Source organism: Bradyrhizobium sp. Rc2d (genome assembly GCF_900099855.1).
In the GTDB taxonomy this organism is placed as follows: domain Bacteria; phylum Pseudomonadota; class Alphaproteobacteria; order Rhizobiales; family Xanthobacteraceae; genus Bradyrhizobium.
Window position 1 is genome coordinate 857,051 of the sequence record NZ_FNCU01000001.1, and the last position, 15,289, is coordinate 872,339.

Genomic DNA, 15,289 nt, shown 5'->3' on the forward strand with positions numbered 1-15,289 from the left:
GCTGGCGACGGCAACTCGGGCTCCCGTGCGACGACGACGCTATTGGTATGCCCGCAGCGACGCAGGCTTGCGCTTCGAACGACGCGACGCCCATCGGTCCGGGTCGGGCGCGTTGCAGTCCGTGCCTTCGCGCGAGAGTTGGACACGACGTGCTCGTCGGGCACCTCCAGCGGTCTGACGCCTCACGACGGATTCGCAAGCCAGGGCGCGAGGCGGCTTCGGAACGCCACACACGAAGTTCCGGGGACGAGGTAGATTCATGCCATTGGCGCGAGAAGCCGTCGAGCTGCTGGTTCAGGCGGCGCGGGCTTGGTATTTCGAAGGCAATCAGCATGGATTGCGCGATCGCGAATGGATGGCGCTGCGCTTTCTCGGCCGCGCCAACAGGTTCTCGCGCACGCCGTCCGCACTTGCCGGCTTTATCGGCGCCACCAGGGCCACGGCATCGCAGATCGTGAAGACGCTCGAGGGCAAGTCCTTCCTGGTGCGAAAGCCATCGCACGAGGACAAGCGTTCGGTCGTGCTTCACGTCACCGCGCAAGGCGAGAAATGCCTGAGCCAGCACGACCCGATCAATCACGTGCTGAACGCAGTCACCTCGCTCGGCACTGACGAGTGCATCAGACTGCGTGACTCGCTGCGGGAGATCCTCAATCATCTCGATGCAGCCCATCAGCGCCTCGACGCCAGCATCTGCCGGGACTGCATGTTTCTTGCCGAACGCGGCCCGGGGACCGGCAAGGGACGCGCGACCGCCGAGTTCATGTGCCGGCTGTATCGCGCCCCTGTTTCGCTCGAGGAGACCGAGCTGCTCTGCACCAGTTTCGAGCGCACCCGCGACCGCCCGAAGATCGAGGCACATCTCGACCGCGCGCGGGTGGCGAGCCAGGGGTGAGCGCAGCGCGATGGGCCGCCCCGCGAGAGCGTAATGCGCGCGTATACTCTCTCCACATCGTCATTGTGAGCCGCCGGGTCCGCGCGAAGCGCGGCCCGATGACAGGCTCCGCGAAGCAATCCAGAATCTTTCCGAGGCGGGATTCTGGATTGCTTCGTCGCAAGGGCTCCTCGCAATGACGGAGCAAGGGGCAATGGCGTCGCTCTCCAATTCGCATCTGCGTTGCAAACACACCTTCCCGTTCTCGCGGCGCATTTCGCCCGAGTTTTGCTGCGTCGCTCCACCCTCCAAAGCCAAGAGGGCGCAGGGAAGGCCGGGTGCCGGCGGCACCCGCGGTCCGCTGCGCGAAACGCACACGCAGAGAAGACCGCACAGCAGCATACAGGTGAAGCCCAACACACGGCCTTCCCTGCGCAGTGGTTGGACGGCTTATGCCGCGCTCTCCCGGGAGCCGAATTCCTTCTGGCCTCCCTCGCCCTCGTAGAAGTCACGGCACCCGCGCCGGTTGACGCCAATGCCGCATCCGCCAGGGCTTGACCGTAGCAACGACGGTCAGGACCACACGGTTTTGCCGTACGCGCGGTTCGCCTGCGCCACAGGGTTCGACGGCGTTGTGCACGTTGCCATCGAAATGCTGGCGCGACGAACCTGACAGCGCCGTCCGTCCGCGCGAAGCCTTAGGGCTCACGGAGAGCAATCCGCCCTGCCCGCAGCTCTCGCGCCCGACGCTGCCGCGTCCACCGCTCCCCGGCTCTGCGATCATCACGACATATGATCGCCCCTCAAGGGTGAGCCGGGATGAGCGACACATACGACAAATCCGAATTTCGGTAAAGTGGAATATTTTCGCACGATGGGATTGACGGGGAGGCGACACAGGCGCGGATGGGATGGGGTATCGGCACTTCCTTGTATGCATTATCCCAGTTGCCATCCCCGCGCAGTTCGCTTTAGATGCCGGCAACTCACCCGCGGTGACGGCCGGGGCTCAAAAATCACACACATTGTCAAAGGGACGGAGCATGGCGCGCAACATATTGATTCTCGGAGCTTCTTACGGCTCCCTGCTGGGCACGAAGCTGCTGATGGCAGGCCACAACGTGACCCTGGTCTGCCGCGCCAAGACCGCGGAGCTGATCAACCGGGACGGTACCGAGGTGCGCATCAAGTTGCGCGACGAGGCGGTGCACCGGGCGATCTTCTCGCGCGACCTGCCCGGCAAGCTCGACGCCGTGACACCGGCCAATGTCGACCTCTCCCGTTACGATCTGGTCGGGCTCGCGATGCAGGAGCCGCAATACACCAACCACACCGTGCGCGTTCTCATGGTCAAGATCGCCGCGGCGAAGCTGCCGTGCCTGTCGATCATGAACATGCCGCCGCTACCCTATCTGAAGCGGATTCCGGCGCTCGCGGACATGGATCTCGAGGAGGCCTACACCAATGCGCAGGTGTGGGAGCGATTCGAGCCAGGGCTGGTGACGCTGTGCTCGCCCGACCCGCAGGCGTTCCGTCCGCCGGAAGAGGCGGCGAACGTGCTCCATGTCGGCCTGCCCACGAACTTCAAGGCATCGGTGTTCGCAGACGAGAAGCACAACAAGCTGCTGCGCGAGCTCGAAGCCGACATCGACGCGGTGACACTCGACGGCCACGACGTGCCGGTGAAGCTGAAGGTGTTCGACTCGTTATTCGTGCCGCTGGCGAAATGGTCGATGCTGCTGACCGGCAATTACCGCTGCATCACGCCGAATGAGCCGCAGTCGATCCGCGACGCCGTGCACGGCGACCTCACGCGCTCGCAGACGATCTACGACCATGTCGATGCCATCGCCCGCCGCCTCGGCGCCGACCCGCAGGACCAGGTGCCGTTCGCGAAATATGCCAAGGCCGCTGAAAGCCTGCTCAAGCCGTCGTCGGCCGCCCGCGCGGTCGCGAGCGGCGCGCCCTTCATCGAGCGCGTCGACTTGCTGGTGAAGCTGATCTCGCATCAGCTCGGCGTGCCCAATGCCGAGATCGACCGCACCGTCGACACCGTGGACCAGAAGCTGAACGAGAAGATCGTGCAGGGCGGATCGGGCGCGCAGTAGCGCGCCGTTTCCAGCGACGTCGGCCCTCGCGCATTCCAGAGCGATTGAATCCGGATCACGCCGGTCATGGCGACCGGCGTGACCGCGCCGGTGCGCGTGACCATGTCGGGCAGCCCGAGCTGGCAGACGCCGCGGCCAAGCGTTGCGCCCAACGTCACCCACGCCGCGCCGCTGTGACGATCTGAACCAGCGCTCACTGCAGGTCCGGCGTACGGCACTGTTCCCGGTGTGGCGCAAACTCAACGACAGTCGTCGCGCCCCGTTGGTCACGCGATCGGGTCGCCCTCGCATCGCGCCCACGCGCGGTCCGCTGATATCACGACTGCGTGAGACGACGGCATGCCGCCCGTCATATCCCGGCGCTACGCAAGCAAAGCGAGCCGATTCGACGCGAATGGGCTCCCCTCACGTTCAGGCCCTTCATTCGCGCAAACGTTGCATGCGCGCAGAACGGGTCCGGCTTCTTGCCCAGCCGGCAGAGAGGTGAGCAACATATCTTTTTAGGTCAGGTGTCTATGACCTGTTTTGCCGGGTCGGTTGTTCCGGCGAAATCGCAATGCACGGCCGAGAGAACAAGAACAACAACAATGGATCAGGCGATGCTGAGCGTCGTCCGCGCGGTCGAGGCAGGCGCGACGACGATGAAGAGCGTGATCGACGCCACCGGACTGTCCCGTCTCAAGATCGAGCGCGCGTTGACCGCACTGGAGAAGCAGAAGCTGCTGGTGCGCGACGGCCAGGGTTTTCGTGCGACCGGCCTGCCGAAGGCGGCCCGCCCGGTCCGGCAATGCGGCTCATGCAACGCCTGCTGCGATATCCTCGAAGTGGCCGGCCTCGACAAGCCGGTGAACCAGCTCTGCAAACATTGGCAGGCCGGCATGGGATGCACCATCTACGATCGCCGCCCGCAGATGTGCCGGTCGTTCGTCTGTGCCTGGCTGCAGGGCCATCTCGACGACGACTGGTTTCCGGCGAAGTCGGGCATCGTGGTGCATTTCAGCCAGGACGCCGTCAACGTCACGGTCGACGATGATTGTCCCGACCGCTGGCGCGAGGAGCCGTATTTCAGCAAGCTTGCCGAATGGTCGCTGAATGGGATCAGGCGGATCGGAAACCGCGGCTATGCGACCCTTGTCGTGTCCGGCACCGAGCGGTTCCTGCTACTGGGACACACCGTCGTTCCCGATCCGACGCTGTTCGGCACCGCATTCCTGCCGCTCACCGCCGACACCTTCCGGTTCTGGCGGGCGACGTCGCCCGAGCATTTGCAGCGGCTGCATGAGCGCATCGCCGAGATCGAACGGATCAGGCAGGAATTCGGATCCTGCGCCATCCCCGAGATCGAGGACGACGATCCGCAACCGCCCTATCGGCCCGCGCTTCTACGGTTGTCGCATCACGCCTGAACTCCGCCGTGGGCAACACGGCCTGATTCGCGCGGTAGCGCTCGACGCGCCCCGGCCGGGTTGATAAGCCCCTGTCCGCGAATGACGGGACTTGAGTCGGGGACATGACGGTTGCGATCGAGATGGGGCAGACCACGGCGGGTGCCGCGGCGGCCATGGACCTCGAGGAACTGCTGGCGACCCGCCTCCTGGTTCAGGGCAATTCGGGCTCCGGCAAATCGCATCTGCTGCGGCGGCTCCTGGAACAGAGCGCGCCCTGGGTGCAGCAGGCCATCATCGACCCCGAAGGCGACTTCGTCACGCTGGCCGAGCGCTTCGGCCATCTGGTGATCGAGGCCGAGGATCACACCGAGCGCGGCCTTCAGGTCGCCGGCGAGCGCGCGCGGCTGCATCGCGTCTCCACCGTGCTCAATCTCGAAGGGCTCGACGCCGAGAACCAGATGCGGCGCGCCGCGGCGTTCCTCGGCGGGATGTTCGACGTGGACCGCGATCATTGGTACCCGATGCTGGTGGTCGTCGACGAGGCGCAGCTGTTTGCGCCGGCGGTGGCGGGCGAAGTCTCGGACGAGGCGCGAAAACTGTCGCTCGGCGCCATGACCAATCTGATGTGCCGCGGCCGCAAGCGCGGGCTCGCCGGCATCATCGCGACCCAGCGTCTGGCCAAGCTCGCCAAGAACGTCGCAGCGGAAGCCTCCAACTTCCTGATGGGCCGGACCTTCCTCGACATCGACATGGCGCGCGCCGCCGACCTGCTCGGCATGGAGCGGCGGCAGGCCGAAGCTTTTCGCGATCTCGAGCGTGGCCAATTCATGGCGCTGGGACCGGCGCTGTCGCGGCGTCCCCTGCGTTTGAACATCGGCCCGACCGACACGAGCCCGCGCAATTCCACGCCGCGGCTGATGCCGCTGCCGGAAGCGACGCTGGAAGATGCGCGCGCCGTGATCCTGGCGGCGCCGCCGCCCGATGCCAGCCGCCCGCAACGCCGACCCGCGCCGGATCTGCTCGAGCAGCTGCGCGCCGCAAAGGCGGCTGCACCGGAAGCGCGCGCGGAACCGATTGAGCTGCCGGTCAGCGCCGAAGAGCTCGCGGAGCGGCGCGAGCGCGTGGATCGTACCCTTCGTGCCGTGCTCGCGGAGCCCGACGCCGGCTTCCGCGCCATCGGCGTGCTCTATCAGGAGTTCGTGGTCCGCTGCCGCATCGAGGGGCTCGGCGCGGCCGTGCCTGATCTCAACGAATTCCGCCGCATGCTGACGCATGCGCGGGCCGGGCTCGGCACTGACCTCGCCGACGACGACGCCTGGCAGGATGTGTCGCTGCGCGCCTCGATCCTGCCCGACGACATGCAGGGCGTGTTCATGATGATCGCGCGCGCGGCGAAGGAGGGCTGGCCGTGTCCCGGCGATGCCGCGATCGCCCGCGCCTATGGCTCGCACTCGCTGCGCCGCGCGCAGCGCCTGCTCAGCTATATGGAGGAGCAGGGCCTGATCGTCTGCCAGCTCGACGGCGGCGGCCGCCGGATCGTGACGCTGGTGGAGCTGGCCTGGGCGACGGCGCCGGGCGATCCCAATGGCGATGATTTGCCGGCGGAGCCCGCGCAAAGCGCGGCCGCGCTCTGAGCCGGCGGATTCAGGGGCGTCTCCTCACTTACGCCGCCTCGGTCGCATCGAAGCCGCGGGCCGCATCCGGCGAGCGTCGCGCGTCATCCGAGAACATGCGGCGATAGAGTACGACCGAGACGAGCCAGGTGATCGCGAACAGCGCGATCACGACGAAGCCGACATTCGCCAGCGATTCGTTAAGGCCGTCGACCACCGCCCACGGGCCGCCGGAGAGATCGAGCCGATCGCTGATCAGGCCGAGCGCCTCGATGCCGCCGATGAAGAGCGCCACTGCGACCGAAGCCCCGGTGATCGTGAGGTTGTACCAGAGTTTTCGCAGGGGATCGACGAAGGCCCAGCGATAGGCGCTCACCATCAACGCGGAGTCGGCGGTATCGACGAGCGCCATGCCTGATGCAAACAGCGCCGGAAAGACCAGAACATCGGCGAGCGACGAACCCCGCGCGGCTTCGCTGGCGGAGATGCTGAGCAGGCCGATCTCGGTCGCAGTATCGAAACCAAGCCCGAACAGGAAGCCGAGCGGATACATATGCCCCGGCTTCGTCACCAGGCGGAACATCGGCCCGAGCAGGCCCGCCAGGACGCCGCGATTGGCGAGCAGCGCATCGAGGCCTGCGGCGTCGTGAACGCCCTGCTCTCGCGCCGCGCGAAACGTCCGCCACAGGCCGGCGAAGATGGCGAGGTTGATGGCCGCGATCACGAGCAGGAACAGCGCCGAGACCGATGTGCCGATCAGCCCGCCGATCTCCTTGAGCAGGCTGTCGCCGCCAAGACTCACGACGCCGAGCGCGAGCAGCATGGTCGCGACCACCACGACAGTGGAATGGCCGAGCGCGAAATAGAGGCCGACGCTGCGCGGCGCGCCGCCCGCCTGCATCAGCTTGCGCACGACGTTGTCGATGGCGGCGATGTGGTCGGCATCGACGGCGTGGCGGAGGCCGAAGACCCAGGCCAGCAGCGCGGTCGCCATCACCGTCGGCCGGTCACCGAACCGCGCGAAGGCCCACGCCCAGGCGGCGATGTTGGCGGCGATGAGCGCGCCGAACAACAGCGCCGCTCCGGGCTCGACCGCCCGTAAAGACCATCTCGTCACCACAATCATTCCGTTGCACGCCCCGTCGCACCCAGCGGTATGATTTTTTCATAGAATCATCACACTGACTAGCCCCGGAGAAAGTCGTCATGCCCGGGCTTGTCCCGGGCATCCACGTTCTTCGTGCCGCAAGACGTGGATGGCCGGGACGAGCCCGGCCATGACGATGGGGAGACGACGGCGCGCTCGAATTACTACGCAGCCTCGGAGCCGCCGAGATAGGCGTCGCGGATGCGGGGATCGTCTTTCAGTGTCCGCGCCGGGCCGGAGAGCACGATCTTGCCGGTCTGGAGCACATAGGCTTCATGCGCGATCTCGAGCGCGAGGCTGGCATTCTGCTCGACCATGAACACCGAGACGTCGTCCTGATTGATGGTGCGGATCAACTCGAGCACGCGATCGACATAAAGCGGCGACAGGCCCATGGTCGGCTCGTCCATCACGATCATGCGGGGACGGCTCATCAGCGCGCGCGCCATCGCCACCATCTGCTGCTCGCCGCCGGAGAGCGAGCCGGCGCGCTGCGACAGCCGCTGGCCGAGCTTTGGGAACAGCGTGAGCATCCTGTCGAGATCCTGGGCGATCGTCTCGCGATCGTTGCGCACGAAGGCGCCCATCAGGATGTTCTCGCGGACGCTCATGTCCGCGAACAGCCGCCGCGCCTCCGGCACCGAGGCGATGCCGCGGCGGACGATCTGCGGCGTGGTCAGCCCGATCAGCGAGGCGCCGTCGAAGGTCACCTCGCCCGAGCGTGGTTTCACCAGGCCAAGGATGATCTTCATGGTCGTCGACTTGCCGCTGGCATTGCCGCCGAGCAGGCAGACGATGTGGCCGCGTGCGACCGATATCGACAGGTCGAAATGCACCTGGGCCTGGCCATAGAAGGTGTTGACATCAGACAGCGCCAGCAGCGGTGCGGGAGAAAGGTTCGTCATGCCGCACTCTCCTGCTCCGCCGTTGCGGAGAGGCCGTGGCCGAGATAGGCCTCGATCACCTTGGGATCGCTCCGCACCACTTCGCCCGGCCCTTCTGCGATCTTCTTGCCCTCGTCCATGACGATGACGCGGTCGGACAGGCGCATCACCATTTCCAGCTTGTGCTCGATCAGGAGGATGGTCAGCCCCTCCGCCTTCAGCTCGGCGACGAGAGCCTGCATCTCCGCGGTCTCGGTCGGGTTCATGCCGGCGGTCGGCTCGTCCAGCAGCAGCAGGCGCGGCTTCAGCGCCAGCGCACGTGCAATCTCGACGCGGCGGCGGTTGGCGTAGGAGAGGCTATAGGCGGGCTGGTCGATCCGCGGCAGCAGCCGCTCGCCGAAGCGAGCGAGGATCGATTTCACCTCCTCGCGCAGCCGCTCCTCCTCCGTCTTGACGCTGGCGGGACGCACCAGCGCCAGCCCCAATTCCAGCAGCGGACCGATCACCGGCACGACCGGCTTCACCGCGCGCAACCGCGTGTGGGCACCGATCAGGACGTTGTCCATGACGCTGAGATTGCCGAAGACGCGGCCGAGCTGGAAGGTGCGCGCGATACCTGCGGCGGCCAGCCGTTCCGGCGAGAGACCCGTGATGTCCTGCCCTGCGAAGCGGACAGTGCCGGCATCGGGCCGGTCGAGACCGGTCACGAGATTGAACAGCGTCGTCTTGCCGGCGCCGTTCGGGCCGATGATGCTGATCAGTTCGCCCCTGGCGAGATCGAGATCGATGGCATCGACCGCGGTGAGACCGCCGAAGCGGCGCGTCAGCCCGCGCAGGGACAACATGGGGATGTGCTGCTCGGACATCAGATCGTCCCCAACAGGCCCTGCGGCCTGAACCGCACGAGCAGCAAGAGCACGATGCCGTAGATCAGGATGCGATACTCCGCCGCGATCCGGAACATCTCAGGCAGGCCGACCAGCGCCACCGATCCGAGAATCGCGCCGACGACGTTGCCGAGGCCGCCGAGGATGACGACGGTCAGCGCCAGGATCGACTGCTGCGTATTGAAGGTCTCGTGGTTGATGTAGGAATAAAGATGCGCGGCGATGCCGCCGCTGACGCCGGCGGCGAAGCCGCCGAAGATGAAGGCCAGCGATTTGTAGCGGTTCAGGCTGAGGCCATAGGCGCGCGCGGCGATGTCGTCGTCGCGGATGGCACGAAAGCTGCGGCCGAGATGCGAGGCAAGCAACCGCCCTTGAAGCAGCGCCAGCACGACCATCACCGCAAGGCTGAACCAGTAGACCGACGCCGGGCTGATCAGGTCGTAGCCGAACAGCGACAGCGGCGGGATGCCGGAGATGCCGATCGGGCCACGCGTGACGCTCTCCCAGTTCAGGATCACCAGCGACACGATCTCGCCGATGGCAAGCGTTGCGATCGACACGTAATGCCCGCGCAAACGGAACGACGGCGAGATCAGGAGCGTGCCGAGCGCGGCGCTCATCAGGCCGCCGCCGATGATGGCGAGGCCGACCGGAACGGAGAACGCCAGCGACAGCAGCGCGGCGGTGTAGGCGCCGATCGCGAGCAGCGCGGCATGGCCGAGCGAGACCTGGCCCACCGTGCCCGCAACCAGCGTGAGGCTGAGCGCGAGCATGCCGAGCAGCCAGGCGTTGATCAGGGTCTGGAGCACGTAGAAAGACACCGGAAACAGCGGCAGGATCGCGAACCCACCGACTGCAACCAGCAACGCCCAGCGCGGAATGCGCACCGGGCGGCTCGGCGCGATGAAGGTGCCGGTGAGCGGCTCCGGCGGCGCCTGCCGGGCGCTGGCGAACAGGCCGTTCGGGCGCAGCACGAGCACGGCGACCAAGAGCAGGAAGGCGAACAGATTGCGGTAGCTGGTGCCGAACGCGGCGACGCCGTAGCTCTCGACCAATCCGAGCAGCAGGCTGCCGACCACCGCGCCCGGCACGTTGCCGGCGCCGCCGACGACTTCCGCGACGACGCCCTTGAGCGTCGCCTGAAGGCTCATCGCGGTGTCGATCTGGTTGTAGTACATGCCGACCAGCATGCCGGAGACGCCGCCGAGCGCGGCCGCAATGCCGAACACGGCCTGATTGACGCGGTTGACGTCGACGCCCATCTGCATCGCGGCGTCGCGGTCCTGCGCGGTGGCGCGCACCGCCCAGCCGAGCTTGGTGTAGCGCAGGAACACGAACAGCAGCAGCGCGCTGGTGATGCCGACGCCGGCGATGAGCAGATCAAGCGGCCCGATCGTGCCGTTCCCGACCTGGAAGCGGACGTCCGGCAACTGGCTCGGCAGCGCGCGCGGATTGGGCGAGAACGTCAGCATCACCAGCTGATCGAGCACGAAACTGATGCCGATCGTCGCCAAGAGCGGCGCGATACGCACCGAATTCTGCAGCGGACGGAGGCCGAACCGCTCGATGATCAACCCGACGATCGCGGCAGCAACCGCGACCACGATGATGGTGAGCGGCAGCGGTGTATGCAGCTGCACCACCGCGACCCAACCGATATAGGCGCCGACGAGATAGATCGAGCCTTGGGCAAAGTTGATCAGCCGGCTGACGCCGAAGATCAGCGCGAGCCCGACCGCAACGAGGGCATAGACATTGCCGACGATCAGTCCGTTGATCGTGTAGTCGAGCCAGGAAGCCACGCGATGGTCCCAAGTTGAGAGAAGCGGCCGGAGCGGATGCTCCGGCCATCGTGTCAGGTCGGCTTGCCGTCCCAGAGCGCAAACTGACCCTTGCGCACGACGAGCTCGGCGTTCATGGCGCCCTTGACGCGGCGGCTCGCGACGTCGAACGTCGCCGAACCGAAGATGACGCTGGAGACGTCCTTCACCTTGGCGAAGGCATCGCGGATGGCGCGGCGGTCGGTGCCGCCGATCTTGAGGACGGCAGCGGCCATGTTCATCGCGTCGTACGAATAGGCGTTGAAGGCGTCGGGCTCCTGCCCACCATATTTCGTCTTGAAGCCCGCGATGAATTTCTTCACCTCGGGCCGCGGGTCTTCGGGAAAATAGCGCGTGCCGAGATGGACGTCCTCGACCGCCTCGCCGCCGAGCTCCAGGAATTTCGGCGAGTAGACCGAGCTTGCCGCGCAGATGGTCTGCTTCAGGCCGACCTGGCGCGCTTGGCGGGCGATCAGCGCGCCATCGGAATAATAGGAGATCAGGATCAACCCGTCGGGATTGGCGTCGCGCACGCGCACCAGGGTGGAGCGAAAATCGCGCTCCTCCGCGATGTAGCCTTCGGTCACCGCGATTTCGGCGCCGTATTCCTTGGCCGCCTTGACGAAATGGTCGCGGCTGGTGCGGCCCCAATCGGTGTTGAGGTGCAGCACCGCGAGCTTCTTCAGGCCGAGGCGCCTGACGGCGTAGGACGCCAGCAATGGCTGCTCGTCGGCCTGGCTCACGGACGTGCTCCACATGAAGTCGCCGCCTTTGGTGAAATCGGGATGCGAATTGGTGAAGCCGAACTGAACGAGGCCGCCGCGCTGATAGATCGGCGAGGCCGCCATCGAGGCGGGACTCGAGAAGTCGCCGAGCTCCATGACGATGCGGGGATCGGAGACGAATTTCTGGGCGATCGCCACCGACTGGCGCGGATCGCTCTGGCTGTCCTCGAATTGGTAGGCGAGCTTGCGGCCGTTGATGCCGCCGGCAGCCATGATCTCGTCGAGCGCGAGATCAAAGCCCTGCTTCCACTGCGCGCCATATTGCGCGTTCGGGCCGGTCAAGGGACCGCTGACGCCGAGCAGGATCGGCTCGGAGGATTGCGCGAAGGCCGCGCGCGAGAAGGCGGCTCCCGCCATCATGGTGGCGAGCGAGCCCTTGACCAGGGACCGACGATCGATGTTGCTCATGCACGGCTCCATCCATTCAGGTGTTACGAACAAGCGGCAATTTCTGTGCCAGTGAACCCAGCCTATTTCGAGGGCTCACCCAGCGACAGCATCAGTCGGTTGGCCCAGTTGAAGAACGACGCGCCGTTGATGACGTCGACGATCTCGGCATCATCGAGACCGGCGCGGCGCAGCTCCTCGACATTATCGGGGCCGAACGCGATCGGCGTTGCGGCCAGCGCCACCGACGCCTTGACGACGGCATTCCAGCGCTCGCCGAGATCAGCCTTGACGCCCTCGTCAAGCAGACGCTGCACGTCGTCGCGGCGCTTGGAATAGGTGCTGGCGAAGCGCGCATGCACGGAGGCACAATAGATGCAGCCGTTGTAGCGCGAGGTCGCGGCCGCCGCGAGCTCGCGCTCCGCGCGCGGCAGGCCGTCGGCGACGCTGTAGAAGATGTCCTTGTCGGTCTTGGTGCGGGCTTCCAGCACCTCGGGATCGCGCACCAGGAGGCGGAAATATTCCGACTTGGCGCGGGCGCGATCGACGAGGCCGGCGAAATGACGCTCGGTCAATTCGGCCTCGGGCAGCGGATCGATCCACGACACCCAGCCGAGCTCGTCCTGGGTGAAGACGACGGGCGGATTGACTTTGTTTGCAGCGCTCATGATGCGATCTCCTTACGCGCCGGCCGCGGTGCGCCCGGGTGAGGCGCCGAGCACGCGCAGGCCAGTGACGACGCGCACCTGGAACGACAGGAACGCAACGAGCTGGGAGAAAGTGACGATGCCGGTGCTCGACCAGCCGGCGGCGAGCAGCGCCTTCATGTCGGCGGAGGCGGCATCGCGGGGCCGGAACACTAGGAGATGCGCATGCTCGAGCGCCGCAACAAGCCGGGCGCCGAGATCGGGCTTACGCTCCGCGCTCACGCGATAGATCAGGCCGGCCTTGTTCTCGATCGACAACGGGCCGGCCGGAAAGGCGCCGTACGGGCCAGAGGTCTGGCCGCGCTCGATCTCGACCTGGATCGCCGCGAGAAGCGCCGCTCCATCCACATTCGCTGCAAGCTTCTCGCGGTAGAAGGCCGCGACGGGAGACTCGCCATGGAGCCCGGTCACGAAGGCCGCGACCGCCGCGCGCTCCACAAGCGAGAACTCACTGACGTCGATCGGCTCGAACAGTGAAAGATAGCTCTTCTGGGCGTTCTCGCGCGCCTGAAGGCGGCGTGCGCGGATGGCATCCAGGGCCGATCCCGGTTCGATCCCGGCAAGCGTGTCGATGATATCTTTTGTTGCCATCATTCAGCCTCGTGCAACGCCATCCTGTCGGTTCCGGGTTAGCCTGCCAATGCCACACCAGGCGCCGTCCGAGTCCAACCCAGCGCCGGCGCGACCTTGTCCGCGACCAGCTCGATCGAACGCAGGATATAGGGATGCGGCGCATCGACCGAATGCGCCTGGAACACCAGATCGGTCACCCGTTCCAACGTGGCATCGGTGCGGAGCGAAGCGATGACGTCGTCGGCCGCGCCGACATGGGTGTCGAACGCGGTGATCATCTCCTCCAGCGTCTCGCCGGGCCTGGCGTGGCCGCCCTTGAGGAATTGCGGCAGCGCGCGCCGCAGCCCGATGTCGGCAAGGCGCATCGCCTCAGCCCGGTCGTCGGCGACGAAGACGCTGCGCGAGGCCATGATGCGCGGCTCGCGTCCCCGTGGAAGCGCGTCCAGATAGGCGTCGATGATCGGATTCTGGATCTCGGCCAGTGTTGCACGCGGCGCCTCCTTGGCCCGCGGCTGGGTGCGCGACAGCAACAAGCCATCGCCGGCCTTGCCGGCCCGGGCACCGCCCGCGACCGAGAATGTCGCCTGCCAGATCCGCTCGCACAATTGCGGCCGCTGCGGATAGAGCGTGTCGCCACCATCAAGCGGCTTGCCGGCCAGCGCGATGCGGACGAGGTCGAGATTGCGGGCAAAGATCTCGTTGCGCTGCGCACTATCGAGACCGAAGGCGGCGAACGCCGACGGGTTGCCGCCGGTGCCGACGCCGAGCTCGAAACGGCCATTGCAGAGCAGATCGAGCACCGCGGCATCCTCCGCCACTCTCACGGCACTCTCGAGCGGCAAGGTAACGATGCCGGTGCCGAGCCGGATGCGCGAGGTCTGCGCGGCGACGTAGCCGAGGAAGGCGAAGGGCGACGGCAAGCCGCCTTCGCGCTCGTGGAAATGGTGCTGCGCGATCCAGGCGGAATCGAGCCCCGCCTTTTCCGCGCGCACGATCTGCTCGGCCGCGAAGCGATATCGCTCGGCTGGGGGAGCCTCGTCGAGCAGCCGCGTGAAAAATCCCAGTCGTTTCAGGTTTGCAAAGCGTTTCATACGACCCCTGCCGGGCGAGGATGGGCCCCGATGATGTCGGTTGCCGCAGCTCCAGACAAGCGGGCATTGCGCAGGGCTGCCCGTCGGCATCGCCCCTGCGCTGAAGCCCGGGCAGACTGCCTACCAGCTCGGCAGCACCGCGCCCTTGAACTTGGTCAGGACGAACTCCTTGACCTCGGGCGTGTGGTAGCTGTCGACGAGGGTCTTGACCCAGGGCTTGTCCTTGTCCGCGCTGCGAACGGCGATCAGGTTGACATAGGGCCCCTTCGGGTCCTCGCGCAGGATCGGATCCTTGACGGGATCGAGTCCCGCCTGAGTTGCATAATTGGTGTTGATCGCGGCAGCGTCGACATCGTCGAGCGCGCGCGGCGCCTGCGCCGCATCGACCTCGATGAATTTCAGCTTCTTGGGATTCTCGGTGATATCGAGCACCGTCGGCTTGAAGCCGGTGCCCTCCTTCAGCTTGATCACGCCCTTGTCGCGCAGCAGCAGCAGCACGCGACCACCGTTGGTTGGATCGTTCGGAATCGAGACCTTGCCGCCCTCGGGAATATCGGCGAAGGCCTTGTGCTTCTTCGAATACACGCCGATCGGGAAGTTCACGGTGAGCGCGACGGCCTCGATCTTGTAGCCGCGGTCGGCCTTCTGGTTGTCCAGGTAAGGCTGGTTCTGGAATGAATTGGCCTGGATCTCGCCGGCATCGAGCGCCGCGTTCGGCACGACATAGTCGGAGAACTCGATCAGCTGGATGTCGAGGCCCTGCTTGGCGGCGATCGGCTTCACCGCTTCCAGGATCTGCGCGTGCGGTCCCGGCGTCACGCCGATCTTGATGGTCTCGGCGGTGGCTGCGGCCGACCAGGCAGCGAGCACGGTCGCGAGGATCAGGGGAAGGCGAAACGACATCTTGGTCTCCGTAGGTCTTCGGCAATGATGGAACCGTATTCGCTTCTCTGCCGCGCGAAATCAATGAAATTGAAATCCATATTGGCAGGCGGTGGCGGGCGCACTTTCTCCATTCGGCACCA

General features: G+C 66.0%; 13 protein-coding genes. 4 read left to right on the forward strand and 9 right to left on the reverse strand.

What is annotated here, in order from left to right; all coding sequences use genetic code 11:
* Positions 1-259: 259 nt before the first annotated feature.
* The 4 genes from BLV07_RS04015 (at position 260) to BLV07_RS04035 (ending at position 6,004) form a co-directional block, all read left to right on the forward strand.
* A complete protein-coding gene (locus tag BLV07_RS04015; RefSeq protein WP_091879929.1) occupies positions 260-895 on the forward strand; it encodes a MarR family winged helix-turn-helix transcriptional regulator in 636 nt (211 codons plus the stop codon).
* A 1,022-nt stretch (positions 896-1,917) separates the two neighbouring features.
* Entirely contained in the window at positions 1,918-2,982 is a 1,065-nt protein-coding gene (locus BLV07_RS04025) for a ketopantoate reductase family protein (protein WP_091879932.1), read from the forward strand.
* Positions 2,983-3,569: 587 nt separating this feature from the next.
* Positions 3,570-4,388, forward strand: coding sequence for a YkgJ family cysteine cluster protein (locus BLV07_RS04030; RefSeq protein ID WP_091879935.1), 819 nt, complete (start codon positions 3,570-3,572; stop codon positions 4,386-4,388).
* 104 nt (positions 4,389-4,492) lie between these two features.
* Positions 4,493-6,004: a helicase HerA domain-containing protein gene (locus BLV07_RS04035; RefSeq protein ID WP_091879938.1), complete on the forward strand. Its 1,512-nt coding sequence runs from the start codon at positions 4,493-4,495 to the stop codon at positions 6,002-6,004.
* Positions 6,005-6,032: 28 nt separating this feature from the next.
* On the opposite strand, the gene BLV07_RS04040 is transcribed toward BLV07_RS04035, so the two are convergent.
* The 9 genes from BLV07_RS04040 to BLV07_RS04080 all read right to left on the reverse strand — a co-directional run bounded on the left by BLV07_RS04040 (position 6,033) and on the right by BLV07_RS04080 (position 15,167).
* Complete coding sequence (locus BLV07_RS04040; protein WP_091879942.1) at positions 6,033-7,109, reverse strand: HoxN/HupN/NixA family nickel/cobalt transporter; 1,077 nt, start codon at positions 7,107-7,109, stop codon at positions 6,033-6,035.
* Positions 7,110-7,294: 185 nt separating this feature from the next.
* Positions 7,295-8,035 carry an ABC transporter ATP-binding protein gene (locus BLV07_RS04045; protein ID WP_091879944.1) on the reverse strand — a complete coding sequence of 247 codons (741 nt, stop codon included), beginning with the start codon at positions 8,033-8,035 and terminating at the stop codon, positions 7,295-7,297.
* The gene (locus BLV07_RS04050) at positions 8,032-8,880 is read right to left on the reverse strand and encodes an ABC transporter ATP-binding protein (RefSeq protein WP_176945328.1); all 849 of its coding nucleotides are present in this window, start codon (positions 8,878-8,880) and stop codon (positions 8,032-8,034) included. The genes BLV07_RS04045 and BLV07_RS04050 overlap by 4 nt, the downstream gene beginning before the upstream one ends.
* A complete protein-coding gene (locus tag BLV07_RS04055; RefSeq protein ID WP_091879950.1) occupies positions 8,880-10,703 on the reverse strand; it encodes an ABC transporter permease in 1,824 nt (607 codons plus the stop codon). The genes BLV07_RS04050 and BLV07_RS04055 overlap by 1 nt, the downstream gene beginning before the upstream one ends.
* A gap of 53 nt (positions 10,704-10,756) precedes the next feature.
* Positions 10,757-11,914: an ABC transporter substrate-binding protein gene (locus BLV07_RS04060; protein ID WP_091880390.1), complete on the reverse strand. Its 1,158-nt coding sequence runs from the start codon at positions 11,912-11,914 to the stop codon at positions 10,757-10,759.
* Between the two features lie 62 nt (positions 11,915-11,976).
* Positions 11,977-12,561 carry an alkylhydroperoxidase domain protein gene (locus tag BLV07_RS04065; RefSeq protein ID WP_091879953.1) on the reverse strand — a complete coding sequence of 195 codons (585 nt, stop codon included), beginning with the start codon at positions 12,559-12,561 and terminating at the stop codon, positions 11,977-11,979.
* Between the two features lie 12 nt (positions 12,562-12,573).
* The gene (locus tag BLV07_RS04070) at positions 12,574-13,191 is read right to left on the reverse strand and encodes a CMD domain protein (RefSeq protein ID WP_176945341.1); all 618 of its coding nucleotides are present in this window, start codon (positions 13,189-13,191) and stop codon (positions 12,574-12,576) included.
* Between the two features lie 38 nt (positions 13,192-13,229).
* The gene (locus BLV07_RS04075; protein WP_091879959.1) at positions 13,230-14,264 is read right to left on the reverse strand and encodes a putative FMN-dependent luciferase-like monooxygenase; all 1,035 of its coding nucleotides are present in this window, start codon (positions 14,262-14,264) and stop codon (positions 13,230-13,232) included.
* 120 nt (positions 14,265-14,384) lie between these two features.
* Positions 14,385-15,167, reverse strand: coding sequence for a MetQ/NlpA family ABC transporter substrate-binding protein (locus tag BLV07_RS04080; protein WP_091879962.1), 783 nt, complete (start codon positions 15,165-15,167; stop codon positions 14,385-14,387).
* Positions 15,168-15,289 lie beyond the last annotated feature (122 nt).